The sequence below is a fragment of the Cupriavidus numazuensis genome (genome assembly GCF_905397435.1).
Classification (GTDB): domain Bacteria; phylum Pseudomonadota; class Gammaproteobacteria; order Burkholderiales; family Burkholderiaceae; genus Cupriavidus; species Cupriavidus numazuensis.
This window is the reverse complement of record NZ_CAJPVI010000058.1, coordinates 14288-39908: the sequence shown is the minus strand read 5'-3', so window position 1 is coordinate 39908 and position 25621 is coordinate 14288. Positions and strand designations below refer to the sequence as shown.

The 25621-nt window shown below is 64.5% G+C and carries 25 protein-coding genes; all 25 read right to left on the bottom strand.

The genetic code is table 11. From position 1 onward, the window contains the following. Positions 1-12 precede the first annotated feature (12 nt). Entirely contained in the window at positions 13-885 is an 873-nt protein-coding gene (gene accD / locus KHO41_RS33175) for an acetyl-CoA carboxylase, carboxyltransferase subunit beta (protein WP_211957474.1), read from the bottom strand. Between the two features lie 191 nt (positions 886-1076). Next, positions 1077-1874, bottom strand: coding sequence for a tryptophan synthase subunit alpha (gene trpA / locus KHO41_RS33170; protein ID WP_011298455.1), 798 nt, complete (start codon positions 1872-1874; stop codon positions 1077-1079). A gap of 1 nt (position 1875) precedes the next feature. Then, complete coding sequence (locus tag KHO41_RS33165) at positions 1876-2790, bottom strand: DNA-methyltransferase (protein WP_211957473.1); 915 nt, start codon at positions 2788-2790, stop codon at positions 1876-1878. Beyond that, positions 2790-3983 carry a tryptophan synthase subunit beta gene (gene trpB / locus KHO41_RS33160; RefSeq protein WP_211957472.1) on the bottom strand — a complete coding sequence of 398 codons (1194 nt, stop codon included), beginning with the start codon at positions 3981-3983 and terminating at the stop codon, positions 2790-2792. Before trpB ends, KHO41_RS33165 begins: the two co-directional genes overlap by 1 nt. A gap of 123 nt (positions 3984-4106) precedes the next feature. Beyond that, complete coding sequence (locus KHO41_RS33155) at positions 4107-4823, bottom strand: phosphoribosylanthranilate isomerase (RefSeq protein WP_211957471.1); 717 nt, start codon at positions 4821-4823, stop codon at positions 4107-4109. Next, complete coding sequence (gene truA, locus KHO41_RS33150; RefSeq protein WP_211957470.1) at positions 4810-5631, bottom strand: tRNA pseudouridine(38-40) synthase TruA; 822 nt, start codon at positions 5629-5631, stop codon at positions 4810-4812. Before truA ends, KHO41_RS33155 begins: the two co-directional genes overlap by 14 nt. A gap of 118 nt (positions 5632-5749) precedes the next feature. Further along, the gene (locus tag KHO41_RS33145) at positions 5750-8566 is read right to left on the bottom strand and encodes a FimV family protein (protein ID WP_211957469.1); all 2817 of its coding nucleotides are present in this window, start codon (positions 8564-8566) and stop codon (positions 5750-5752) included. Positions 8567-8846: 280 nt separating this feature from the next. Then, entirely contained in the window at positions 8847-9983 is a 1137-nt protein-coding gene (asd, locus tag KHO41_RS33140; protein ID WP_211957468.1) for an aspartate-semialdehyde dehydrogenase, read from the bottom strand. Between the two features lie 90 nt (positions 9984-10073). Then, positions 10074-10205 carry a hypothetical protein gene (locus KHO41_RS41735; protein ID WP_258234652.1) on the bottom strand — a complete coding sequence of 44 codons (132 nt, stop codon included), beginning with the start codon at positions 10203-10205 and terminating at the stop codon, positions 10074-10076. Positions 10206-10306: 101 nt separating this feature from the next. Continuing rightward, the gene (leuB, locus tag KHO41_RS33135) at positions 10307-11374 is read right to left on the bottom strand and encodes a 3-isopropylmalate dehydrogenase (protein WP_011298462.1); all 1068 of its coding nucleotides are present in this window, start codon (positions 11372-11374) and stop codon (positions 10307-10309) included. Positions 11375-11412: 38 nt separating this feature from the next. Next, positions 11413-12063, bottom strand: a complete 651-nt coding sequence (gene leuD / locus KHO41_RS33130) for a 3-isopropylmalate dehydratase small subunit (RefSeq protein ID WP_211957467.1) — start codon at positions 12061-12063, stop codon at positions 11413-11415. A 10-nt stretch (positions 12064-12073) separates the two neighbouring features. Continuing rightward, positions 12074-12202: an entericidin A/B family lipoprotein gene (locus KHO41_RS33125; RefSeq protein WP_211957466.1), complete on the bottom strand. Its 129-nt coding sequence runs from the start codon at positions 12200-12202 to the stop codon at positions 12074-12076. A 14-nt stretch (positions 12203-12216) separates the two neighbouring features. Next, on the bottom strand, positions 12217-13626 hold the full coding sequence (gene leuC / locus KHO41_RS33120; protein ID WP_211957489.1) for a 3-isopropylmalate dehydratase large subunit: 1410 nt from the start codon (positions 13624-13626) through the stop codon (positions 12217-12219). A gap of 320 nt (positions 13627-13946) precedes the next feature. Further along, positions 13947-14648: an ABC transporter ATP-binding protein gene (locus KHO41_RS33115; protein WP_211957465.1), complete on the bottom strand. Its 702-nt coding sequence runs from the start codon at positions 14646-14648 to the stop codon at positions 13947-13949. Continuing rightward, positions 14648-15421, bottom strand: coding sequence for a high-affinity branched-chain amino acid ABC transporter ATP-binding protein LivG (livG, locus tag KHO41_RS33110; protein ID WP_211957464.1), 774 nt, complete (start codon positions 15419-15421; stop codon positions 14648-14650). Before livG ends, KHO41_RS33115 begins: the two co-directional genes overlap by 1 nt. Before the next feature lie 8 nt (positions 15422-15429). Next, positions 15430-16683 carry a high-affinity branched-chain amino acid ABC transporter permease LivM gene (locus KHO41_RS33105; RefSeq protein WP_211957463.1) on the bottom strand — a complete coding sequence of 418 codons (1254 nt, stop codon included), beginning with the start codon at positions 16681-16683 and terminating at the stop codon, positions 15430-15432. 13 nt (positions 16684-16696) lie between these two features. After that, positions 16697-17623 carry a high-affinity branched-chain amino acid ABC transporter permease LivH gene (gene livH / locus KHO41_RS33100; protein WP_211957462.1) on the bottom strand — a complete coding sequence of 309 codons (927 nt, stop codon included), beginning with the start codon at positions 17621-17623 and terminating at the stop codon, positions 16697-16699. Positions 17624-17735: 112 nt separating this feature from the next. After that, positions 17736-18851 carry a branched-chain amino acid ABC transporter substrate-binding protein gene (locus KHO41_RS33095; RefSeq protein ID WP_211957461.1) on the bottom strand — a complete coding sequence of 372 codons (1116 nt, stop codon included), beginning with the start codon at positions 18849-18851 and terminating at the stop codon, positions 17736-17738. Positions 18852-19377: 526 nt separating this feature from the next. Continuing rightward, complete coding sequence (gene gltA, locus KHO41_RS33090; RefSeq protein ID WP_211957460.1) at positions 19378-20679, bottom strand: citrate synthase; 1302 nt, start codon at positions 20677-20679, stop codon at positions 19378-19380. A 44-nt stretch (positions 20680-20723) separates the two neighbouring features. Further along, positions 20724-21011, bottom strand: coding sequence for an FAD assembly factor SdhE (locus KHO41_RS33085; protein ID WP_011298472.1), 288 nt, complete (start codon positions 21009-21011; stop codon positions 20724-20726). Between the two features lie 95 nt (positions 21012-21106). Further along, a complete protein-coding gene (locus KHO41_RS33080; protein ID WP_011298473.1) occupies positions 21107-21808 on the bottom strand; it encodes a succinate dehydrogenase iron-sulfur subunit in 702 nt (233 codons plus the stop codon). Positions 21809-21842: 34 nt separating this feature from the next. Continuing rightward, the gene (sdhA, locus tag KHO41_RS33075) at positions 21843-23621 is read right to left on the bottom strand and encodes a succinate dehydrogenase flavoprotein subunit (RefSeq protein ID WP_211957459.1); all 1779 of its coding nucleotides are present in this window, start codon (positions 23619-23621) and stop codon (positions 21843-21845) included. A 3-nt stretch (positions 23622-23624) separates the two neighbouring features. Then, positions 23625-23990 (bottom strand): succinate dehydrogenase, hydrophobic membrane anchor protein, encoded by a 366-nt coding sequence (gene sdhD, locus KHO41_RS33070; RefSeq protein WP_011298475.1) that lies wholly within the window; start codon positions 23988-23990, stop codon positions 23625-23627. Between the two features lie 11 nt (positions 23991-24001). Then, entirely contained in the window at positions 24002-24412 is a 411-nt protein-coding gene (sdhC, locus tag KHO41_RS33065) for a succinate dehydrogenase, cytochrome b556 subunit (RefSeq protein WP_211957458.1), read from the bottom strand. 247 nt (positions 24413-24659) lie between these two features. Continuing rightward, complete coding sequence (locus KHO41_RS33060; protein WP_211957457.1) at positions 24660-25523, bottom strand: GntR family transcriptional regulator; 864 nt, start codon at positions 25521-25523, stop codon at positions 24660-24662. Positions 25524-25621 lie beyond the last annotated feature (98 nt).

Sequence of the window (25621 nt, the reverse complement as noted above, 5' to 3'; positions counted from 1 at the left end):
ATCCGGCCGCTCTTACGCGACCGCGTCCGCCGGCTGCTTCTGCAGCAGCGCCAGCAACTGCGCCAGCTCGGCGCGAAGCTTGCGGCGGTCGACGATCATGTCGACGGCGCCCTTCTGCAGCAGGAATTCGGCGCGCTGGAAGCCTTCCGGCAGCTTTTCGCGCACGGTCTGCTCGATCACGCGCGGGCCGGCAAAGCCGATCAGCGCCTTCGGCTCGGCAATCACGACATCGCCGAGGAACGCGAAGCTGGCGGACACGCCACCCATGGTCGGGTCGGTCAGCACGCTGATGAAAGGCAGCTTGGATGCCGAAAGCTGGTTCAGCATCGCCGTGGTCTTGGCCATCTGCAACAGCGACAGCAGGCTTTCCTGCATGCGCGCGCCGCCCGTCGCGGTAAAGCAGATGAACGGCACCTTTTGCTCGAGCGCCGCCTGGGCGCCGCGCACGAAGCGCTCGCCGACCACGGAGCCCATCGAACCGCCCATGAATTCGAACTCGAAGCAGCTCGCCACCACCGGAATCGTGTGGATCGCACCGCCCATCACGACCATCGCATCGGTCTCGCCAGTGTCTTCCATGGCGGCCTTGATGCGGTCGGGGTACTTCTTGCTGTCCTTGAACTTGAGCGCGTCCACCGGCACGATTTCCTGGCCGATTTCATAGCGGCCTTCGGCGTCGAGCAGCGCATCCAGGCGCGCGCGCGCGCTGATGCGCATGTGGTGGTCGCATTTCGGGCAGACGTGCAGGTTGGCCTCGACGTCGGTCCGGTACAGGGTGGACTCGCACGACGGGCACTTGACCCACAAACCCTCCGGGATGCCCTTGCGGGTCCGGGGGTCGGTCTGTTGAATCTTGGGAGGCAGGAGTTTATCCAACCAGCTCATGAAAGCTCCTTTCGGATGACTGCCGTTCGCGATGCGCGACTTGCGCTACGCATTGGCCCGGCGAAACCGGGGGAACAGCAGGGAATCAACCCGAGAATTTACCATGCCGGCATGGTTCGGCCGAAGCAGAACGCGCATGGCGCGCATGCTTCGGCACTTTTTGGCCGCCATCAAGCAGCCAATTCATCACTTCAGGCGTCCAGCGCCTCGCGAATCCCGGCGATGAACGCGCGCAGCGATTCTACCGCCTGACCGCGCGGCGCATCTTCGAGCAGTTGCACCAGCCGGCTGCCGATCACTACGGCGTCCGCCACGCTGCCGATTGCGCGTGCGGTCTGGGCATCGCGAATGCCAAAGCCCACGCCGACTGGCAAGTTCACGTGCTTCTTGATCAGCGGCAGGCGCGCCGCGACGCTGTCGAGATCCAGCGTGGCAGAACCGGTCACGCCCTTGAGCGACACGTAGTAGACATAGCCGCTCGCCACCTTGCCAACGGCCTCGATGCGCGCGTCAGTGGAAGTCGGCGCCAGCAGGAAGATAGGGTCGATGCCGTTGTCGCGCATCAGCACGGCAAACGACTCGCACTCTTCCGGCGGATAGTCGACTACCAGCACGCCGTCCACGCCGGCAGCGCCAGCGGCTTTGGCGAACGCGGCCTCACCCATGCGCTCGATCGGGTTGGCGTACCCCATCAGCACAACGGGCGTGTCCGCGTTGGTCTGGCGGAATTCGCGCACCCACTGCAGCACCTGCGTGAGCGACACGCCATTGGCGAGCGCACGCTCGGAGGCGCGCTGGATCACGGGACCATCGGCCATCGGGTCGGAAAACGGTACGCCAAGCTCGATCACATCGGCGCCGCCCGCGACGAGCGCGTGCATCAGGTCCACCGTCAGACCGGGTTCCGGATCGCCTGCGGTGATGAACGGAATCAGGCCCTTCTTGTTCTGCGCGGCGAGTGCCGCGAATGTCTTCTGGATGCGGGACATATCAGGGAATCAGGTGAGGCAGCTGCGCCGACGAATCCTCGTCATTCGCAGCCGCCGATGTTGGGTTGCGGTCCGCCTCGGACCTGGCCAGTTGCGCGGCCGCGGCCACACGCCCGCGCGCCACCTCGACATACTCAGGATTGATCTCGAAGCCCGCGAAGCGCCGGCCATGGCGCAGGCACGCCACCGCGGTGGTGCCGCTGCCCGCGAACGGGTCCAGCACCAGGCCGCCCGGCGGGCAACTCGACAGCACCATGCGCTCGACGATCTCGAGCGGCTTCTGCGTCGGGTGGTTGGCGCGCTCGGGATCCTGGCGGTGAATGCGCGAGATGCTCCACAAGTCCTTCGGGTTGTAGCCCATCTCGAGCCACTTCTTGCCCTCGAAACGCGGGCGGCTGCGCGCCTTCTTGGTCTCCGGGTCGTATGGAATACGCACCGGGTCCAGGTCGAAGTAGTAATCGCGCGCCTTGGCGAAGAAGCCGATGTTGTCGTGCACCGACGAGTACTTGCGTGTAGTGCCACCCATGCTCGGCACGCGGCGATCCCAGATGATCTCGTTGATCATCGTCAGGCGTCGCTTGAGCATCACGAACAGCTCGGGCGAATACTGCCAGGTGCAGAACAGGTACAGCGTGCCCTTGGGCGCCAGTTTCGGGCAAACGGCATCCATCCAGCGCTCGGACCACTCGAGGTAGGCATCGCCCGAAAGCAGGTCGGAATCATTGCCGTAGTCCTTGCCCAACCCGTAGGGCGGATCGGCGACGACGAGGTCGACCGAACCGTCCGGCAGGCGTGCAATGCCTTCGAACATGTCTTCCTGGAACAGCTGCAGCGCAGGCGCGTCCGGCGCGCCGGGCAGGTCCGAAGCCCCGCCCAGGGCCAGCTCCGACGGTATGGAAGGTGGCAGCGCGCGCATCAGAGCTTGAGCCCCGAGCGTTCGGCGACGGTGTGCATGTCCTTATCGCCTCGGCCAGACAGGTTCACCAGCAGCAGCTTGTCCTTGGACAGCGTCGGCGCGAGCTTGCAGGCGTAGGCAATGGCATGGCTCGACTCCAGCGCCGGGATGATGCCCTCGATGCGACAGCAGTCATGGAAGGCCTTGAGCGCCTCTTCATCGGTGATCGGCACGTACTGCGCGCGGCCGATGTCCTTGAGCCACGCATGCTCGGGGCCGACGCCCGGATAGTCCAGGCCGGCCGACACCGAATGCGTCTCGATGATCTGGCCGTTCTCGTCCTGCAGCAGGTAGGTGCGGTTGCCATGCAGCACGCCCGGCGTACCGCCGATCAGTGCCGCCGCATGACGGCCCGTGTCCAACCCATCGCCGGCGGCTTCCACGCCGATCAGCTGCACGTCCTTGTGCTCGATATATGGATAGAAAATGCCCATCGCATTCGAGCCGCCGCCCACGCAAGCGATCACGGCATCGGGCTGGCGACCGGTCATCTCCGGCATCTGCACCTTGGCTTCCTCGCCGATCACGCACTGGAAATCGCGCACCATCATCGGGTACGGGTGTGGGCCGGCCACGGTGCCGATGATGTAGAACGTGGTCTCGACGTTGGTCACCCAGTCGCGCATCGCTTCGTTGAGCGCGTCCTTGAGCGTGCGCGAGCCGCTTTCCACCGGCACCACGGTGGCGCCCAGCAGCTTCATGCGATAGACGTTCGCGGCCTGGCGCTTGACGTCCTCGGAGCCCATGTAGACCACGCACTCCATGCCGAAACGTGCAGCAATGGTGGCCGTAGCCACGCCGTGCTGGCCGGCGCCGGTCTCGGCGATCACGCGCTTCTTGCCCATGCGCTTGGCCAGCAGCGCCTGGCCGATCACGTTGTTGATCTTGTGGGCGCCGGTGTGGTTCAGGTCCTCGCGCTTGAGGTAGATCTGCGCGCCGCCGAGCAGTTCGCTCCAGCGCTGCGCGTGGTAGATCGGTGACGGACGGCCGACGAAGTGCTTCAGCTCGCGGCGGAATTCGGCGTCGAACTCGGCGTCTTGCTGGGAATGGGCATAGGCCTCGCGCAGCTCATCGAGCGCGTGAACCAGCGTCTCGGAGACGAAGGTGCCGCCATAGGGGCCGAAATGGCCACGGGAATCGGGCAGGTCGTACATGTCTGGGCTCTTCAGGTCAGCGGCCTTGCCTCACGGGCGAGGCCGCAAATTTTGACTGCGATGCGGGTGGCGAGGCCGGCGGGCCGCCGGGGGCATGGTAGAGGGCTGATCTTTCGGCCCTGCTCATCCTGCCTCGGCACTGCGGACTGCGCGCACGAACGCGGCGATGCGGGCGTGGTCCTTCACGCCCTTGGCGGCCTCGACTCCGCTGCTGACATCCACAGCGTAGGGCCGCACGCGTTCAATCGCGCCAGCGACGTTTTGCGCGTTCAACCCACCACTCAAAACGATGCGAGGAGCGCCGTTTGCGTTCGGGGTGCCGGGAGACGGATGGTTGGAAGCAAGCCATGCCGGGGGAATCAGGGTCCAGTCGAAGACGTGGCCGCCGCCGCCATAGCCTTCGACGAAAGCGTCGAGCAGCAAGCCAGCGGCATCGCGGTATTGATCGGCGAATTCTACCAAATCGAGACCCGGCCGCACACGCGCCGCGCGCAGAAAAGGCAGCCGGCAGCGCTGCGCGGTCTGGGTACAGTACTGCGCCGTCTCGTCGCCGTGGAACTGGAGCATCGTAAGCGGCACACGCTCGGCGACGTGGGCCACGTCTTCCATCTCGGCATTGACGAACAGCCCGACCACGGAGACGAACGGCCCGGCGGCTTCCGCAAGCTCTGCGGCGCGGGCCAAGTCCACATAGCGCGGGCTGGGCGGATAGAACACCAGCCCGATTGCATCGGCACCGGCGTCAACGGCGGCGCGCACATCTTCCTCGCGCGTGAGGCCGCAGATCTTGATGCGAGTGCGGGCCGGCGCCGCGGCATCGGCGCGCTCAGGCAGCGTCATGGCGGAATACTCCGTGGAACAGGCTGGCGGAAGGGTCCGCCGCGGGAATCTGGTAAGCCTCAGGATACTTCACGTCCGCGAGGTAGAGACCGTCGGGCATGAAGGTGGGCGCTGCGAGCTTGCGATCACGGGCGGCGAGCACTTCGGCCAGCCATTCCGGCGGATAGCGTCCGCGCCCTACCGCCACCAGGCAACCCATCAGGTTGCGCACCATGTGATGCAGGAAGGCGCTGGCGCGGAAGCGCAGGAAGACCCAGTTGCCATCCGCTTTCAACGTCACGTCATACATGGTCTTGACCGGTGACTTGGCCTGGCATTCGGCCGCGCGGAACGACGAGAAATCCTGCTCGCCAAGCAGGCAGCGCGATGCGGCCTGCATGGCATCCACGTCAAGCTTCTGCCCCGGCGGCAACATCAGGTATCCCGCCCGGCCGTGTGCGAGCGGCACGCGGTGCGGGCCGGTGTAGAGCGCGTAATAGTACATTCGCTCAAACGCCAGGAAACGCGCGTGAAAGCTCTCGTCGACAGGCCGCGCCCATTGCAGCGCAATCGACGGCGGCAGGAACGCATTGATGCCACGCACCCATGAAAACGTCGTGCGCTCCAGCGTCGTATCGAGGTGGATCACCTGCCCCAGCGCATGGACGCCGGCGTCGGTACGCCCGGCCACGGTCGTCAACAGGCGCACGCCCGCGAAGCGCTCGATGGCGTCTTCGAGGTGGTCCTGCACGGTGTTGCGATGCGGCTGCGACTGCCAGCCCGAAAAGGCGGCACCGTCGTAGTGGAGGCCGATGGCGATGCGGTTCATGGAGCGGAAAACTGGCCTGCGATGGCCGACAAAAAACAAATGCGCCGGAAGGGACGCTTCCGGCGCATCACTTCGGGCCGCGGCATGACTGCCGCCTGCCCGGATCGTCGATGATAACTCAGGCCACCTCGAGCAGCAGCGAACGTGCCTCCGCCTGCAGGTCGTCCTGCGACTGCTCCACGACTTCCTGCAGCAGCTCGCGCGCCCCTTCCTTGTCACCAATCTCGATGTAGGCGCGGGCCAGGTCCAGCTTGATCTGCATGTCGCGCCCACCGTCCATGCCGTCCGTGGACAGCGTGCTCGGCGAAACGCCCGGCGTGGTGTCGGCGCCGGTGTCGCCCAGGCCGGCCAGATCGATCGGCTCAGGCAGCTTGCCGTCACGGATCATGGTCGGCGAAGGCAGCTGCGTGGTCGCATCGGCTTCGTCTCGGGACTCGGCGGCGGCGCCGGCATTCAGGTCGAGCGAGAGGCCCGACATGTCGAATGCCATCGCGCGAGAGCGGGTCGGCGTATCCAGCCGGGGCACGTCCGCAAGGGTGTCGTCGCCGTCGGCCGGCAGCGTCAGGTCCAGATCACCGTCGAACTTCGCAGCAGGCTCGAGCGGCGCGTCCGCGCGCATGGCGGTGTCGCTGAAGGCCAGCGCGGCCGACTCCGGCGCAATGATCGGATCACCAGCCGCCGGTGCCGGGAAGGCATCCAGCGGGAGTGCCAGATCACCCAGCGAAGGTTCGCGCGGCGCCACGGCCGGATCGTGCGACGGATCCTGCGTGCGCCACTGGTCGGACGCCGGCGTGGAGGTTTCCGGCCCGCTGCTCGTATCGGGCGACACCGTCAGGTACAACGCATTGCCCACATCGAGTGCGCGCCCCATTTCCGCGGCCTTGAGCCATTCCGCCCCTTGCCCGCCGGTCTGGGCGAACATTTCTTCTGCAATCACGCGGAAACCTTCCACATCCTGACGATTACTGTAAATCTCCAGGAGCTTGAGCCGGATCGGCTGCTGCTCCGGGTCCTTCTCGAGCGCTTCGCGCAGGATCTCTTCCGCCTGCACATCGCGCCCGTAGGCGATATAGACCTCCGCCTCGGCGATCGGGTCGACCTCGCTGGCTTCCGGCATGTTGTTGCCGATGCGGAAATCCGCACCGAACACGCTGTGCTGCGAGGTATCCACGCTCTGCCCGCCGGCTGCGCCGAACAGTGAGTTGGCGCCGGCCATCACGGTGCTTTCCTGCGACAGGATGGAGTCACCGAAGGCGCCGCCATCCGCCGATTTCTGCTGCTGGCGGCGGCGGTAGATCGCATAGCCGCCGAGCAGCGCGACCAGCAGGCCACCTCCGGGCAGCAGCATCGGATTGGCCAGCAGACCGTCGAGGAACGACGGCTCCGGCGTCGGCTCGGCCTGAACCACGACCGGCGGACGCTTGGGTGCGGGCGCTGCAACCTGTGCGGCGCTGGCATCGGCAGCCGGTGCCGAGGCAGCTGGCGTAGCCGGACTACCAGCTACCGCAGCGGTTGCCGCTGCTGCAGCCAGGGCCGGTGCGGCACTTGCGGCGTCAACCTGCGCCGTCGGTGCGGCCGGTGCGGCCTGTGCCGGCGCATCAGTCTTCGGCGGTTCGGCCGCGACCACGGTCGGCGCCTTGGCTTCCGCCGGCGCAGTCTTTTCCGCCTTGCCCTTGTCAGCCGCAGCGGTCTGGTTGGCCTGGGACAGCTTGGCGATCTCGCTGTTCTTCAGCTCGAGCAGCTTTTGCATGTCGCCGACGTTCTTCTGCAACTGGGCCAGCCGCGATTCGGCTTCCTTCAGCTGCCGGTCGCGCGCGACGTTTTCCTCGGCCTGCGCGGTGGCATTGGCCTGGCCCGTGCGCTCGCCCTTGCTCAGCTTGAGTTCGTTCTGCGGACCAGCGGCCGGAACGGCCTGGTCCTGCACGCGCGCCGTGACATTGCCCGACTGCTGGCGACCGCTGTCCGCCTCGACCGACTTCGCCGCGGCGGCACCAGCCAGCCGGCTGCGGTACGCGTCAAAGCCCTGCGTACGGGCCACCACCTCGCGGCGGGCCGCCTTGGGCGTGACCGACTGCGCCTGCTGGCGCGAAGGCACCTGCAGCACCGTGCCGGATTTCAGGCGGTTGATATTGCCGCCGATGAAGGCATTCGGATTATTGCGGTACAGCGCGACCAGCATCTGATCGAGCGATACGCCCTCCTGATCGAGCAGCGCATCGCTGGCGATCGACGACAGGGTGTCCCCGCGCTTGACCGTGTACGCGCCGCTTGCCGATGCCTGGCCGTCGCTGGCCGCTTGCGATGCTTGGGTACGGCGGCTGGCGGGCTGCCGCGCGGGCCTGGCGGCCGGCGCCTGGGCACCAGGCTGCGTACCCTGGGCGACTGCCGGCGCGGGCTCCTGCAATGGCACCGGCGTCGGTGCGGCAGCCGGCGACGCATCCGGCGTGGCGGCCTGCACGACCGTTGCCGGCGAGAAAGTCTGGTTGGAAGGCTTGGCCCCGGCGGGGTCAAGCAGGAAGGTATAGGCCCGCGACACCTTGCCGCTGGACCAGCTCATGTCGATCAGGATGTCGACGAAGGGCTCGCTGATCGGCTGGCTGGACCGGACCTTGGCCACGTAGCTGCCATTGGGACGGCGCTCGATATCGAGCCGCAAGCTGCTCACGGCCGGCAGATACGTCAGCCCCGCGCTTGCATACGCCGCCGGCGAGGCCAGCTTGACGTTCAATCCCGCTGCCTCTTCGGCAGTCACCCCGCTGATGTCGATCTCTGCCTGTAACGGCTGCCCCAGATTCGACTGTACCCGCAATTGCCCGAACCCCGCGGCATACGCAGCCGGCTGCGCAAGCAGCAGGCCGAGAGCCGTGACGGCCAGCGTTGACCAGCGCTGACGGACGGTTGGCGCATTCTTCCGGCGATGTTGGCTCACACTCACCTTATGCTCCGTTATGTTTTAGTAGCGATAGAAACCCGACCCCAAAGCATTCACTCCGGCCAGCGGGCATTCTAGTGTGCCTCTCGCCGGATTGCGCAAGCGTGCCGACGGAGGGCCGGCAAGCGGGCGCATGCCGGCGTATTGTGACGCATCGCCCGAAAAAATAGGCGGCCAGATGCAACAACGCCGCGCACGGGCGCGGCGTCACGGACAAAGCCGTAGTTTCTGTTGCCTGGCTGCAACGAAAGCATCCAGGCATCCGCAACGTCGGTCCCGGGGATCAGGACTCGATCAGAATGCGCAGCATACGGCGCAGCGGCTCGGCCGCACCCCACAGCAGCTGGTCGCCCACCGTGAAGGCCGACAGGTACTCGCCACCCATCTGCATCTTGCGCAGGCGGCCGACCGGAATGGTCAGCGTGCCCGTCACGGCAGCCGGGGTCAGGTCCGTCATGCTGGCTTCACGCGTGTTCGGCACCACCTTGGCCCACGGGTTGGCCGCTGCGAGCATGCCTTCGATCTCGTCCAGCGGCACGTCCTTGCGCAGCTTGATGGTCAGCGCCTGCGAATGGCAACGCATGGCGCCAATGCGCACGCACAAGCCGTCCACGGCGATCGGGGTCGCACCGGTAGCGCCCAGGAAGCCTTCGCCGCGCCCCAGGATCTTGTTGGTCTCGGCGCCGCCCTTCCATTCTTCCTTCGACTGGCCGTTGCCCAGGTCCTTGTCGATCCACGGAATCAGGTTGCCGGCCAGCGGCACGCCGAACTGCTTGGTTTCTTCGGCGGACAGGCCATGCTGCGTCGCCAGGATCTGGCGGTCGATTTCCAGGATCGCCGATGCCGGGTTATCCAGCAGCGGCTTCACCGACGCATTCAGCGTGCCGAACTGCGTGAGCAGCTCGCGCATGTGCTGCGCGCCGCCGCCCGAGGCGGCCTGGTAGGTCATCGAAGTCATCCACTCGACCAGATCGGCCTGGAACAGGCCGCCGAGGCCGATCAGCATGCAGCTGACCGTGCAGTTGCCGCCGATGAAATTCTTCACGCCCTTAGACAGGGCATCCTTGATCACACCCTGGTTCACCGGATCCAGCACGATGATGGCATCGTCCTTCATACGCAGCGACGAAGCCGCGTCGATCCAGTAGCCCTTCCAGCCCGCTGCGCGCAGCTTCGGGAAGACTTCGTTGGTATAGTCGCCGCCCTGGGCGGTCAGCACCACGTCGCACTTCTTCAGCGCGTCGATGTCGTTGGCATCCTTGAGCGTGGTTTCGTTCTTGGCCATGGCGGGCGCCTTGCCGCCGGCATTGGACGTGCTGAAGAAGACGGGCTCGATATGGTCGAAATCACGCTCTTCCTGCATGCGCTGCATCAGGACGCTGCCGACCATTCCCCGCCAACCGACGAGACCTACAATCATGATTTACCTCGGATGTGATTTTTACTTCCCCGCCATTTTCCTCGCCCGGCGTGGCTGCGCGGGGAAGACGGGCAGGCACGACGAACGGATCTAGGCGATCGCGGTTTTAATAATCGTTTTAATCGTCGTTGCGGTCTGGCCGAGCGAAATCGTGCCGACCGGGCCGCGGGTAACGGTCAGGGCAGCAACAGCAGTCAGGGTGGACTGGGAAAATCGGGCCATTCGCAGAGTCTACACGATTTTGCGGCGGTGCCGCAGCGTGGAAAATCGGGGACAAATAAAAGAAAAGGCGCTGCAGCGCAGCGCCTTTTCCGGATTGTGACTTACAGAGCGGCCAGTACGGCCTCGCCCATTTCGCGCGTGCCGACCTGCTTGCAGCCCGGCGTCAGGATGTCGCCCGTGCGGTAGCCCTGTGCCAGCACCTTCTTGACGGCGTTCTCGATGCGGTCGGCCTGCTCGGCCTTGTTCAGCGAGTAGCGCAGCATCATCGCCGCCGACAGGATGGTCGCCAGCGGATTGGCAACGCCCTTGCCCGCGATGTCCGGTGCAGAACCGTGCGACGGCTCGTACAGGCCCTTGTTGTTCGCATCGAGCGAGGCCGACGGCAGCATGCCGATCGAGCCGGTCAGCATGGCGGCCTCGTCCGACAGGATGTCGCCGAACATATTGCCGGTAACGATCACATCGAAGCTCTTGGGCGCCTTGACCAGTTGCATCGCAGCGTTGTCGACATACATGTGCGACAGCTCGACGTCCGGGTATTCCTTGCTGACGTCGATCACGATGTCCTTCCAGAACTGGAAGGTCTCGAGCACGTTGGCCTTGTCGACGCTGCACAGCTTCTTGCCGCGCTTGGCCGCGGCCTGGAACGCCACGTGCGCGATGCGGCGGATTTCGGGCTCGCTGTAGCGCATGGTGTCGAAGCCTTCGCGGGCGCCCTTGAACAGGCCGTCCGGCGCCTCGCGCACGCCGCGCGGCTGGCCGAAGTAAATGTCGCCGTTCAGTTCGCGCACGATCAGGATGTCCAGGCCCGCGACCAGTTCCGGCTTCAGGCTCGATGCGCCAGTCAGTTCCGGATAGCAGATCGCCGGACGGAAGTTGGCGAACAGCTGCAGGTGCTTGCGCAGGCCCAGGATGGCCTGCTCCGGGCGCAGCGCGCGCTCCAGGCTGTCGTACTTCCAGTCGCCCACGGCGCCGAACAGGATGGCGTCGGCTTCCTTGGCCAGCTTCAGCGTGTTCTCCGGCAGCGGATGGCCTTCGGCCTCGTAACCGGCACCACCCACCGGGGCAGTTTCCATCTCGAACTTCTCGTCGAGCGCGTTCAGGACCTTGACGGCCTCGGCAACGATTTCCGGACCGATGCCGTCACCTGGCAGGACTGCGATCTTCATGCTGTGTTTTCCCTTGTTTGATATCCGCCCCGGGGCGTTCAGCCAACCAGGCGGTTGTTCAGCCACGGCATCTTGGCCACGCGCTCGGCTTCATAGCCCTTGATCTTGTCGGCATGGCGCAGGGTCAGGCCGATATCGTCAAAGCCGTTCAGCATGCAGTACTTGCGGAACGGGGCGATGTCGAACTCGTAGCCCTGGCCCGACGGCGTGAGCACGACCTGCTTGTCCAGGTCGATGGTCAGCTTGTAGCCGTTGAACGCATTGGTCTCGTTGAACAGGTGGTCGACTTGCTGCTCGCTCAACACCACCGGCAGCAGGCCGTTCTTGTAGCAGTTGTTGAAGAAGATGTCGGCGAAGCTCGGCGCGATCACGGCGCGGAAGCCGAATTGCGAGAGCGCCCAAGGCGCATGTTCGCGCGAGCTGCCGCAGCCGAAGTTGCGGCGCGCCAGCAGGATCGACGCGCCCTGGTAGCGCGGCTGGTTCAGCACGAAGTCCGGATTCAGCGGACGCTTGCTGTTGTCCATACCGGGCTCGCCGACGTCCTTGTAGCGCCACTCGTCGAACAGGTTCGGGCCGAAGCCGGTGCGCTTGATCGACTTCAGGAACTGCTTCGGGATGATGGCGTCGGTATCGACGTTCTCGCGGTCCAGCGGCGCCACGAGGCCGCTGTGTACAGTGAACTTGTCCATGTCTCTTTCCTTACTTCTTGGCCGCGCGCTCGAGCGAGCTGCCGGCGGCCTGCGTGTCCTTGCCCAGACCGGCCATGGTGTTGCAGCCGGCCAGTTGCAGCATGCCCAGGCATGCCAGCAGAGCGATCAGGGTCCTCATCTGCCGCGCTCCGCTCAGCCGAGCTTGCGGATGTCGACGAAGTGGCCTTCGATGGCGGCCGCGGCGGCCATCGCCGGGCTCACCAGATGGGTGCGGCCACCCGCGCCCTGCCGCCCTTCGAAGTTGCGGTTCGACGTGGACGCGCAACGCTCGCCCGGCTCCAGGCGGTCGGCATTCATCGCCAGGCACATCGAGCAACCCGGCTCGCGCCATTCGAAGCCAGCGGCCTTGAACACCTTGTCGAGCCCTTCACGCTCGGCCTGTTCCTTGACCAGGCCCGAGCCCGGCACGACCATCGCGAGCTTCACGTTCGAAGCCACCTTGCGGCCCAGCTTCTGCACCACCCACGCGGCGGCGCGCATGTCTTCGATGCGGCTGTTGGTACAGGAACCGATGAACACCTTGTCGACGTTGATGCTTTCCATCGGCACGTTCGGCTGCAGGTTCATGTACTCGAGCGCGCGCTCCATGGCGTTGCGCTTGGTCGCGTCCTTTTCCTTCTCGGGATCCGGCACGCGGTCTTCGATGCTGACGACCATCTCGGGCGAAGTGCCCCAGGTCACCTGCGGGCGGATGTCCTCGGCACGCAGCTCGATCACCTGGTCGAACTTGGCGCCGGCGTCCGAATGCAGCGTGCTCCAGTAACCCACCGCCTGGTCCCACTCCACGCCCTGCGGAGCGTAAGGGCGACCCTTGACGTATTCCAGCGTGACATTGTCCACAGCCACGAGGCCCGCGCGCGCGCCGGCTTCGATGGCCATGTTGCAGACCGTCATGCGGCCTTCCATGGTCAGGTCGCGAATGGCCGAGCCGGCGAACTCGATCGTGTAGCCGGTGCCGCCGGCCGTGCCGATCTTGCCGATGATGGCCAGCACGATGTCCTTGGCGGTGCAGCCGCGCGGCAGCTTGCCTTCGACCTTGACCAGCATGTTCTTGGCCTTCTTGCCCAGCAGCGTCTGCGTGGCCAGCACGTGCTCGACTTCCGAGGTGCCGATGCCGTGCGCGAGTGCGCCGAACGCACCGTGCGTCGAGGTATGCGAGTCGCCGCACACCACCGTCATGCCCGGCAGCGTGGCGCCCTGCTCCGGCCCGATCACGTGCACGATGCCCTGGCGGTGATCGTTCATCTTGAACTGCGTGATGCCGAAGCTGTCGCAGTTCGCGTCCAGCGTATCGACCTGCAGCTTCGACACCGGGTCGGCAATCCCCTGGGTGCGGTCGGTCGTCGGCACGTTGTGGTCCGACACGGCCAGGTTGGCGCTGATGCGCCATACCGGACGCTCCGCCATCTTCAGGCCTTCGAACGCCTGCGGGCTGGTCACTTCATGCAGCAGATGACGGTCGATGTAGAGCAGCGTGGTGCCGTCTTCCTCGACGTGGACGGTGTGGTCATCCCAGAGTTTGTCGTAGAGCGTCTTGGCCATGATGCAGGGGGCGGCCAGCATGCCATTCCGGCGGAATGGCGCACGGTACCGCGCAGGTAGTTTGCAGGGATCTTTGTGTGGTCCTGCCGCCTCGTTGCCGGGGCAGGACACGGTGACGACAACCGCGATGATGACGCCGGAAGCCGTCGGAAGCGAGCGCTTTTTGCAATGCTTGACTTCTCAAGCGATTATGCCACGGGTCCGGCGCTGGCCGGCCCCGGCACAGCGTTGCGCTGCGCCGCGATTGGCGAAAGGGGGCTTTCGCGGATGGCGAAAGCATGCCGCCCCTCGCGCCCGAACCGGGAACGAGGGGCGCGGGATCAACCGCCCAGGTAGGCGGCCTTGATCCGGTCGTTAGCCAGTAGGTTGGCGCCGGTATCGGCCAGCACCACCTTGCCGGTTTCCAGCACGTAGCCGCGGTCGGCCACCTGCAGCGCCTTGTTGGCGTTCTGCTCGACCAGGAACACAGTGACGCCTTCTTCACGGATGGTGCGGATGATGTCGAAGATCTGGGCGATGATCAGCGGCGCCAGACCAAGCGTGGGCTCGTCCAGCAGCAGCAGGCGCGGACGGCTCATCAGCGCGCGGCCGATCGCCAGCATCTGCTGCTCACCGCCCGACATGGTGCCTGCGCGCTGAGCCGAGCGTTGGTTCAGCCGCGGGAACAGCTTGAACACATGCTCGATGCCCGCTTCGATGTCTTCGCGCTTCGCGAAGAACGCGCCCATCTTCAGGTTTTCCAGCACCGTCAGGCTCGGAAACACGCGCCGCCCTTCCGGTGAGATCGCCATGCCCAAGCGCATGATCTCGTGCGTCGAGCGGTTCGTGATGTCCTGCCCCTCGAACAGCACGCGGCCGCTCGACGCACGCGGCGATCCGCACACGGTCATCATCAGCGTCGTCTTGCCGGCGCCGTTGCTGCCGATCAGGGTGACGATCTCCCCCTTGTTGACTTCGATCGATACGCCCGACAGCGCCTCGACGGCGCCGTAGTGGGTATGGACCTGTTCCAGCTTCAGCATCAGTCCTCTCCCAGGTAGGCCTTGATCACGCGCGGGTCATTGCGCACTTCCTCGGGCTTGCCGATCACGATCGGCTTGCCGTGCTCCATCACCAGGATGCGGTCGGACACGCCCATCACCAGGCTCATGTCGTGCTCGATCAGCAGCACGGAAATGCCGTACTCCTTGCGAAGCTGGTCGATGAGCTGCGACAGTTCGATCTTCTCCTGCGGGTTCAGACCAGCGGCCGGTTCGTCCAGCATCAGCAGGCGCGGCTTCGTGATCATGCAGCGCGCGATCTCGAGTCGGCGCTGGTGGCCATATGACAGCGTGCCCGCCTCGCGATTGGCGACCTTGGTCAGGCCCATGCGCTCAAGCCACTGGGCAGCGCGCTCCAGCGCTTCGCGCTCGGCGCGGCGATAGGCCGGCGTCGCGAACAGTCCGCGCAGGATGCCCGCCTGCACCTGCAGGTGTTGCGCCACCAGGAGGTTCTCCACCACGGTCAGGTTCTTGAACAGGCGGATGTTCTGGAACGTGCGCACCAGGCCCTTGCGCGCCACCATATGGCTCGGCAGGCCGGCGATGGCATGGCCGTCGAGCGTGACCTCTCCCGCCGTCGGCTTGTAGAAGCCGCCCACGCAGTTGAACACCGTGGTCTTGCCGGCGCCGTTCGGGCCGATGATCGCGAAGACCTCGTCGCGCCTGACATCGAACTGGATGCCGTCGACCGCCAACAGGCCGCCGAAGCGCATCTGCAGGCCGGAAACTTTCAGCAATTCCGCATTTGCATTCATCGCCGTACTCATCGGGGAAGCTCCACGTGCGGACGGCTCGCGGGCAGCAGGCCCTGCGGACGCCACATCATCATCAGCACCATCACCAGGCCGAAAATCAGCATGCGGTATTCGGCGAAACCGCGCGCCACTTCGGGCAGCACGGTCAGCAGGATCGCCGCAAGGATCACCCCAAGCTGCGAGCCCATGCCGCCCAGCACGACCACGGCCAGCACCAGCGCCGATTCGATGAAGGTGAACGATTCCGGATTGACCAGCCCCTGGCGCGCCGCGAAGAACGCGCCGCCGATGCCGGCGAACGCTGCGCCCAGCGTGAACGCCGACAGCTTGATGCGCGTCGGGTTCATGCCCAGCGAACGGCATGCGATCTCGTCCTCGCGCAGCGCTTCCCACGCACGGCCCATCGGCATGCGGATCAGGCGGCTGGTGACGAACAGCGTGAAGCCCACCAGCAGCAGCGCGATCAGGTACAGGAAGATCACCATGTGCTCGCCCTTGTAGTCCAGGCCGATCAGCTCATGGAACGTGCGAGCGCCTTCTACGGTGGCGCTGCGCGCCATCTCGAAGCCGAACACGGTCGGCTTGGGAATGCTTGAGATCCCGTCCGGGCCGCCCGTGTACTCGGTCAGGTTGCGCGCAAGCAGGCGGATGATTTCGCCGAAGCCCAGGGTCACGATGGCCAGGTAGTCACCGCGCAGGCGCAGCACCGGGAAGCCGAGCAGGAAGCCGAAGGTGGCCGACATCCCTGCCGCGATCGGCAGGCACTCCCAGAAGCTGAGCCCGAAGTACTGGTTCAGCATCGCGTAGGTGTAGCCACCCACCGCGTAGAAGCCCACGTAGCCGAGGTCCAGCAGCCCCGCGAAGCCGACCACGATGTTCAGGCCAAGGCCAAGGATCACGTAGATCAGCGCCAGCGTGGCCACGTCCACCGCGCCGCGCGAGCCGAAGAACGGCCACACCAGCCCCACGGCGAGCAGTACCCACACCGCCGCGCGCTGCTGGCCCACGCCGAGCTGCGGCATGGCCGGCATGCGCACGGCACTGCCGGCACGCGACAGCAGCGGCTTGAACAGCTGGAACAGGAAGACCGCCGCCACGGCAATCCACACCGGCCGCCAGTGCGGCTCCAGCACGACCTTGTAGCCATCCAGCTTGAGCTGCAGGCCAAGTACGGGAATGGTCAGGATGGCCGTCATCACGGCAGCCACCACGGCATTCTTCAGGGACTGCCCGGCGGGCATTGCAGAAGTCCGGTTTGTCATGTCGCGTTCCCCCTCAGACCTTTTCCACGTCCGGCTTGCCGAGCAGGCCGGTCGGGCGGAACAGCAGCACCAGCACCAGCAGGCTGAAGGCCACCACGTCCTTGTATTCGGCCGGCATGTAGCCGGAGGCGAAAGTTTCGACCAGGCCCAGCAGCACGCCGCCGAGCATCGCGCCCGGGATGCTGCCGATGCCGCCCAGCACCGCGGCGGTGAACGCCTTGATGCCGGCGATAAAGCCGATAAACGGATTGAGCTTGCCGATGGTCAGCCCGATCAGCACGCCGCCGACTGCGGCCAGCATCGCGCCGAGCACGAACGTGAACGAGATCACGCGGTTCGTGTCGATGCCCAGCAGGTTGGCCATGCGCATGTCCTCAGCGCAGGCGCGGCACGCGCGGCCCATGCGCGAATGGCCGATGAACAGCGTCAGCGCAATCATCAGCACCAGCGTCACGCCGACGATCAGCAAGCGGGAGTACGGCACGGTGACGGTGAAATCGCCGCCCATCTGGAATTCGATGGCACCCGAGATCAGGATCGGCACGGACACGTCGCGCGCGCCCTGCCCGATCTGCACGTAGTTCTGCAGGAAGATCGACATGCCGATGGCCGAGATCAGCGGCACCAATCGCGGCCCGCCGCGCAAGGGGCGATACGCCACGCGCTCGACCGCGAAGCCATAGCAGCCGGTGATCACCACGGACACCAGCAGCGCCGCACCGAGTACCAGCGGCAACGGGTAGCCGGCCTGCACGCCGATGGCGGTCAACGTGACCAGACCCACGTAGGCGCCGATCATGTAGATCTCGCCGTGGGCGAAGTTGATCATGCCGATGATGCCGTAGACCATCGTGTAGCCGATGGCGATCAACGCATAGATCGCACCCAGCGTCAGGCCATTGACCAGCTGCTGGGTGAACTGTGGAAGAAATTCGTTCATGGGGGAAGCCTCAGGAAGTCGAAGCCCGGATGGAAGCCCGCGCCGAAGCCCGATAGCGGACCATCCCGCAGCCCCTTGTGGAGGCGCGGGATGGACGAAGGAAATGCCGGGATTAGTTGGCGGCGGTCTTGCTGGCGTCCTTGTGCCAGGTGTAGACCACGAACTTGAAGGACTTCAGGTCGCCCTTGTCGTCGTACTCGACCTTGCCGATCGGGGTCTGGAAGGCGTTCTTGTGCATGTACGCCGCGACCTTGGTCGGATCGGTGCTCTTGGCGCCGGCGATGGCGTCGCCAATGATCTTGACGGCGGCGTACGACGGCATCTGGAACGGACCGTTGGCGTCACGCTTCTTGTCGGCGAACGCCTTCACCAGGCCGGCGTTGGCCGGGTCCGCCGAGAAGTCGGCCGGCAGCGTCACCAGCATGCCTTCCGAGGCCGGGCCCGCAATCGCGGTCACGTCCTTGTTGCCCACGCCCTCGGGACCCATGAACGTGGCCTTAACGCCCTGCTCGCGCGCCTGGCGCATCAGCAGGCCCATTTCCGGGTGGTAACCGCCGAAGTAGACGAAGTCCACGCCCTGCGACTTCAGCTTGGTGATGACGGCCGAGTAATCCGAATCGCCGGCGTTGATGCCTTCAAACAGCGCCACGGGGATCTTGGCGGCTTCCAGGTCCTTCTTCACCGAGGTGGCAATGCCCTGGCCGTACGACTGCTTGTCGTGCAGCACGGCGACCTTCTTCGGCTTGACCTTGCTGATGATGTACTGGGCGGCAGCCGGACCCTGCTGGTCGTCGCGGCCGATGGTGCGGAAGATGAACTTGCGCTTCTTCGCTTCGGTCAGCTGCGGTGCGGTGGCCGACGGCGTGACCATCACGATGCCTTCGTTCTCGTAGATGTCCGAAGCCGGGATGGTCGAGCCCGAGCACACGTGGCCAATCACATACTTGATGCCCTGGCTGACGATCTTGTTGGCCACGGCCACGGCCTGCTTCGGCTCGCAGGCGTCGTCCATCAGCACCACTTCGAGCTTGTTGCCGCCGGCACCGCCTGCAGCATTGATCTGCTCGACGGCGGTCAGCGCACCGGCCTTGACCATGTCGCCATACTGCGCCACGGCGCCGCTCATCGGGCCGGCAATAGCGATCTTCACGGTTTCGGCGTTGGCGGCAGCGCCAAGGGTGGCCAGCACGGCGGCCAGCGAAATGGACGTAAGGCGGGAAAGCGTCATCAGGAGCTCCTCGATTGGTATTGTGGTCATACGGGCAAGAGACGGCATGACCTGCGCAATCGAACGACACCCCGCGGACGACAGAGAAACAAGGCCCGAGACGCGGAAGACGGGTCCGGCAAGAAGACAGCGAATGCGGGGCCCGGCATGTGTCAGCCCCCGGATGAATCAGGGGAGCATGGTTCGGAAAGACAACGTTTGATGCGTTCTCTATTGCGCAAGCGCTGTCGCCTGCCCCGCTTGCCGCATGGCTTGCCGGAAGGGTGGCCCGGCTGCCATCGGCAGAGCAGCCCGCATTATAGGGTCAAATTCCCTATCAGATGCGAAAATCGCACAATAAATGCGGAACCCGGTTAGCCGATCGCGACACAATTCTCCACAAATTGCGCTTCTGACCACTCAGTGTGCAACTTCCTGCCACCACGATTACTGCAGCGCACAAGACGCATGGCGCCAGAAAGACAAACGCCCCGGCGGGCCGGGGCGTTTGTGATTGCTGCAGGCGCAGCCAGAGCCATGCCAGCGCTTAGCGCTTGGCGATGTCCGGCACGTCGCGCGAGGCGGCGCCGTTAAACAGCTGGCGCGGACGGCCGATCTTGTATTCCGGATCGGTGATCATCTCTTCCCACTGCGAGATCCAGCCCGGAGTACGAGCCAGCGCGAAGATGCAGGTGAACAGCGACGTCGGGATACCCAGCGCGCGCTGGACGATGCCCGAGTAGAAGTCGACGTTCGGGTACAGCTTGCGGCTGACGAAGTACTCGTCTTCCAGCGCGATCTTTTCCAGCTCCATGGCGAGCTTGAACAGCGGGTCGTTGTGCAGGCCCAGTTCGTTCAGCACTTCATGGCAGGTTTCGCGCATCAGCTTGGCGCGCGGATCGTAGTTCTTGTACACGCGGTGGCCAAAGCCCATCAGACGCACGCCCGAGTTCTTGTCCTTGACCTGCTTGATGAACTCGCCGATGTTGTCGACGCTGCCGATCTCTTCCAGCATCTTCAGCGCGGCTTCGTTGGCGCCGCCGTGGGCCGGACCCCACAGGCAGGCCACGCCGGCGGCGATCGCTGCGAACGGGTTCGTGCCCGACGAACCGGCCAGGCGGACGGTCGAGGTCGACGCGTTCTGCTCGTGGTCGGCGTGCAGGATGAAGATGCGGTCCAGCGCGCGCTCCAGCACCGGGTTGACGGTGTACGGGGCGCACGGCGTGCCGAACAGCATGCGCAGGAAGTTGCCCGAGTAGGACAGGTCGTTCTGCGGATAGATGTACGGCTGGCCGATGTTGTACTTGTACGCCATGGCGACCATGGTCGGCATCTTGGCGATCAGGCGGATGGCCGAGATCTCGCGCTGATGCGGATCATCGATGTCCATCGCGTCGTGGTAGAACGCGCTCATGGCACCCACCAGGCCCGTCAGCACGGCCATCGGGTGCGCATCGCGGCGGAAACCGCGCATGAAGAATTGCAGCTGCTCGTGAACCATGGTGTGGTTCATCACGTGGCCGGTGAATTCTTCCTTCTGCTTGGCGTTGGGCAGCTCGCCCTTCAGCAGCAGGTAGCAGGTTTCGAGGTGGTCGCACTTCTGCGCCAGTTGCTCGATCGGGTAGCCGCGGTACAGCAGCTCGCCCTTGTCGCCGTCGATGTAGGTGATCTTCGAATTGCACGAAGCCGTCGACATGAAACCGGGGTCGTAGGTGAACTTGCCGGTCTGGCCGTACAGCTTGCGAATGTCGATCACGTCGGGGCCTACGGTGCCCTTGTAGATCGGCAGCTCAACGCTGGGGGAACCATCGGAGAACGATAGCGTGGCTTTCACATCGGACGGCGTCATGTCGGATCCTTCAAATGCTGTGAATAATAATATTGACCAAATACTCAGACCGAACGCAGCAGGCCAATGATGCGCTGCATCGGGGGCGTGTCGAGTTCACCATCGAGCTCCTTGCGGGCAAGGAGCAGGTCCATCAACTCGTTGTCGCTGAGCTCGAACAGCTCGCTCAGCGAAGCCACATCCTCATCGGACAGGCTCTCCTCGTAACGGTTGAAAAATCGCTCGACGATGATGTCGTTCTCCAGGAGGCCGCGGCGCGCACGCCAGCGCAGGCGCGCACGCTTGTGCGGATCGGCCTGATGGGAGAAGGTGGTGGAGAGACTCTCGGTCATGGCTTCCTGCTTTTCGGCGCGCCCGCCTGATATAGCCGCTCAGGCTGACGCGCCGCTTACAACAACTACTGCTCTTTACTGCAAACCCCGCGTGGTCAGACCGCGCGGCGGACCATCAGCTCCTTGATCTTGCCGATGGCCTTGGTCGGGTTCAGACCCTTCGGGCACACGTCCACGCAGTTCATGATGCTGTGGCAACGGAACAGGCGGTACGGGTCGTTCAGGTTGTCCAGACGCTCGCTGGTGGCCTGGTCGCGGCTGTCCGCGATGAAGCGGTAAGCCTGCAGCAGGCCGGCCGGGCCGACGAACTTGTCCGGGTTCCACCAGAACGACGGGCACGACGTCGAGCAACTCGCGCACAGAATGCACTCGTACAGGCCGTCGAGCTCGTCGCGCTCTTCCGGCGACTGCAGACGCTCTTTCTCGGGCGGCGGCTCGTCGTTGATCAGGAACGGCTTGATCGAGTTGTACTGCTTGAAGAAGTTCGTCATGTCGACGATCAGGTCGCGCACAACCGGCAGGCCGGGCAGCGGACGCAGCACGATACGGTCCGGCAGCTCGCGCATATTGGTCAGGCACGCCAGGCCGTTCTTGCCGTTGATGTTCATCGCGTCCGAACCGCACACGCCTTCACGGCACGAACGGCGGAACGAGATGGTCTCGTCCAGCTTCTTCAGCTTGACCAGCGCGTCCAGCAGCATGCGCTCGTGACCGTCGAGCTCGACCTCGTAGGTCTGCATGCGCGGTGCCGCGTCCTTGTCCGGATCGTAGCGGTAGACTTCGAAAATACGCTTCATTTCTGTGGGTCCTGTGTTCTCTACGATGCGGTGCTCAGAAAGTACGGGCCTTCGGCGGAACGCTTTCCACCGTCAGCGGCTCCATCTTCACCGGCTTGTAGTCGAGGCGGTTGCCTTCGCTGTAGAACAGCGTGTGCTTGAGCCAGTTCTGGTCGTCGCGGTTCGGGAAATCGCTGTGTGCGTGCGCACCGCGCGATTCCTTGCGAGCGGCAGCCGAAATCATCGTTGCCTTGGCCACTTCCACCAGGTTGGCCACTTCCAGGGCTTCCACCAGTGCGGTGTTGAAGACCTTGGACTTGTCCTTCAGGTGGATGTTGTTGGCGCGCTCCGACACTTCCAGGATGCGCTCCACGCCTTCGTCCATCAGCTTCTGCGTACGGAACACGCCGGCATGCGACTGCATGTTCTTGCGGATGTCGTTGGCGACGTCCTGCGTGTACTCGCCCGACGACGTGGCCTGCAGCTTGGCCAGGCGCGACAGCGCGAGGTCAGCGGCATCGGCCGGCAGCGGCTTGTGTTCCTTCTGCTTCAGGTTCTGGGCGATGATGTGGTTGCCGGCGGCACGGCCGAACACCACCAGGTCCAGCAGCGAGTTGGTGCCCAGGCGGTTCGCGCCGTGGACCGACACGCACGAGCATTCGCCGATCGCGTAGAAACCGTTGAGCACTTCGTTCGGGTTGCCGTTCTTCGGCACCACGACCTGGCCGTGGAAGTTCGTCGGAATACCGCCCATCTGGTAGTGGATGGTCGGGACGACGGGGATCGGTTCCTTGATCGCGTCGACGTTGGCGAACTTCATGCCGATTTCGCGGATCGACGGCAGGCGCTTCATGATGGTCTCGGCACCGACGTGGGTCAGGTCGAGCAGCACGTAGTCGCCGTTCGGGCCGCAACCACGGCCTTCCTTGATTTCCTGGTCCATCGAGCGCGACACGAAGTCACGCGGCGCCAGATCCTTCAGCGTCGGGGCATAGCGCTCCATGAAGCGCTCGCCATCCTTGTTACGCAGGATACCGCCTTCGCCGCGCACGCCTTCGGTGATCAGCACGCCCGCGCCGGCCACGCCGGTCGGGTGGAACTGCCAGAACTCCATGTCTTCCAGCGGCACGCCAGCGCGTGCGGCCATGCCCAGGCCGTCACCGGTGTTGATGAAGGCGTTGGTCGACGCGGCGTAGATACGGCCGGCGCCGCCCGTGGCGAACAGCGTGGTCTTGGCTTCCAGGATGTAGACCTCGCCGGTTTCCATTTCCAGCGCGGTCACGCCCAGCACGTCGCCGTCCTGGTCGCGGATCAGGTCCAGCGCCATCCATTCGACGAAGAAGTGGGTCTTGGCGCGCACATTGCGCTGGTACAGCGTGTGCAGCAGTGCGTGGCCGGTACGGTCAGCCGCGGCGCAGGCGCGCTGCACCGGCTTTTCACCGTAGTTGGCCGTGTGGCCGCCGAACGGACGCTGGTAGATCGTGCCGTCCGGGTTGCGGTCGAACGGCATGCCGAAGTGTTCGAGCTCGTACACGACCTTCGGGGCTTCACGGCACATGAACTCGATGGCGTCCTGGTCGCCCAGCCAGTCGGAGCCCTTGATGGTGTCGTAGAAGTGATAGTGCCAGTTGTCTTCGCTCATGTTGCCGAGCGAAGCACCGATGCCGCCCTGCGCCGCCACGGTGTGCGAGCGGGTCGGGAACACCTTGGACAGCACGGCCACGTTCAGGCCGGCTTCCGCGAGCTGGAGGGATGCGCGCATCCCGGCGCCGCCAGCACCGACGATGACCACGTCAAAGCGGCGACGCGGCAATCCAGTCTTGACTGCGACCATTTATTACACCCTCCAGAGAATCTGAGCAGCGTAGCCCGCGCAACCGACGAGCCACAGAATCGTAAGAACTTGCAGCACGAGGCGCACGGCCATCGGCTTCACATAGTCCATCCAGATGTCGCGTACGCCGATCCAGGCGTGATACAGCAGCGACAGGATGGTCAGGAACGTGATGATCTTCATCCATTGATTGGAGAAGAGCCCTGCCCACGCTTCGTACGAAGCGCCGTTCGACAGCAGGAAGGCAATAGCCAGGATCACGGTGAAGACCACCATGATCACGGCCGTGACGCGTTGCGCGAGCCAGTCTTTCAGGCCGTAGTGGGCACCGACGACAAGACGCTTGGGACCGATATTATTGTTTGCCACCTTGATTCTCCTCAGAACAGGCCGTACAGCTTCAGGCCGAAAATCAGGGTAAGCAGCAGGCTGACAACCAGCACGCCGATGGCAGACTTAGCCGAAGCGGGCTTGGTGACGCCAACGTGCACGTCGAGCAGCAAGAAGCGGATACCAGCGCAGAAGTGATGCAGATAACCCCAGATCAGGGCCAGCACAACCAGCTTGACGAAGCCACCGGACAACAGTGCCGAGAACTTTGCGAAGCTCAGTTCGGAGGTAATGCTCTGCTCAAACAGGTACAGAACAAAGGGAAGAAGAAGGAACATCATGGCACCGCTTACGCGATGCAGGATGGATACCTTGCCGGCCCAGGGCAATCGGTATTTCGCGATCTGCGAGATACCGATATTCCGGAATTCCGGCCTGGCTTTGTTGACGGCTTCAGCCATGCGAGACCCCATTTTGCGGTAAACAAAAAACGAAACTGCCATTGCCCTGCATGCAAAGGAATGCATTGGGGCAAATCCATGAGATTTTAGCGCCTTTGTTGCGCGCCGCACCAATAATTTTCAGCTATCAGGCCCGGACCGCCGGCGCGCGACAATCGCACACGACAAGTCGCGATGCGCCAAATCCACCTCTGCCACGCAACAGCCACCGCGATCATGACAATTACCGCAATAATCCCGGCGGCACTCAGCTCAGGTCGTTCTGGTAATAGTGGCGCGTGGTCACATACAGGCCGCGCCGCACTTCGACCGGACGGTCACCATACGTGTACGACACACGCTCGACCGACAGCAGCGGCGACCCGACCGGGACGGAAAGCAAGGTGGCTGCCGTCTCGTCGGCAGCCACCGCGCGAATCTTCTCAGAGGCCCGAATCATGCGGGTACCGAATTCGGCCTCGAACAATGCGTACATGGGGCCCTTCCACTCGGTCAGCTTCTCTGCCGTGAGCCCCTTGAAGTTGGCGCCGAGCAGCCAGATCTCGTCCAGCACGGTCGACTCGCCCGAAAACGTCAGCACTCGGCGGATCTGCACGACGCTGTCGCCGGTGCGGATATCGAGCAGCCGGGCGATTTCGGCCGGCGCGCGCAGCCGCTTGCATTCGAGCACGTGGCTCGCGCCATAATGCGGTTCGCCTTCGTCCGGCACCAGCCGCAGGAAGCGGAACTTGACCACGTCTTCGTGGTGGGTGGTAACGAAGGTGCCCTTGCCTTGCCGGCGCGCCACAAGGTTTTCGGCCGCCAGCTCATCGATGGCCTTGCGCACCGTGCCCTGGCTGACCTTATAGCGCGATGCCAGCTCCATTTCGCTGGGTATCATGTCACCCGGTTTCCACTCGCCCGATTGCAGGCTGCGCGTGATCAGGGCCTTGATCTGCTGGTAAAGCGGACTGAAAGTCGGCGATGGCACGGCATGGACAGCGGTGGAAGGCGGCTGCTGGGAAGACGATGAGGAAGGCGACGGCTGCGCCCCGGCGCCCGAAGTGGCGGCGGCAGAATCCTGCGCTCCGGGTAGGGAAGCGCCGGTCAGGGACGTAGGCAGGGAGGACATAGCCGGATTTCACCACAAAACGGCGAACCCCGTCCAGCCTGACGTTAAACGTCTTATGTCTTATATAAGACATATGAATTGACATCATGGGAGGCCCG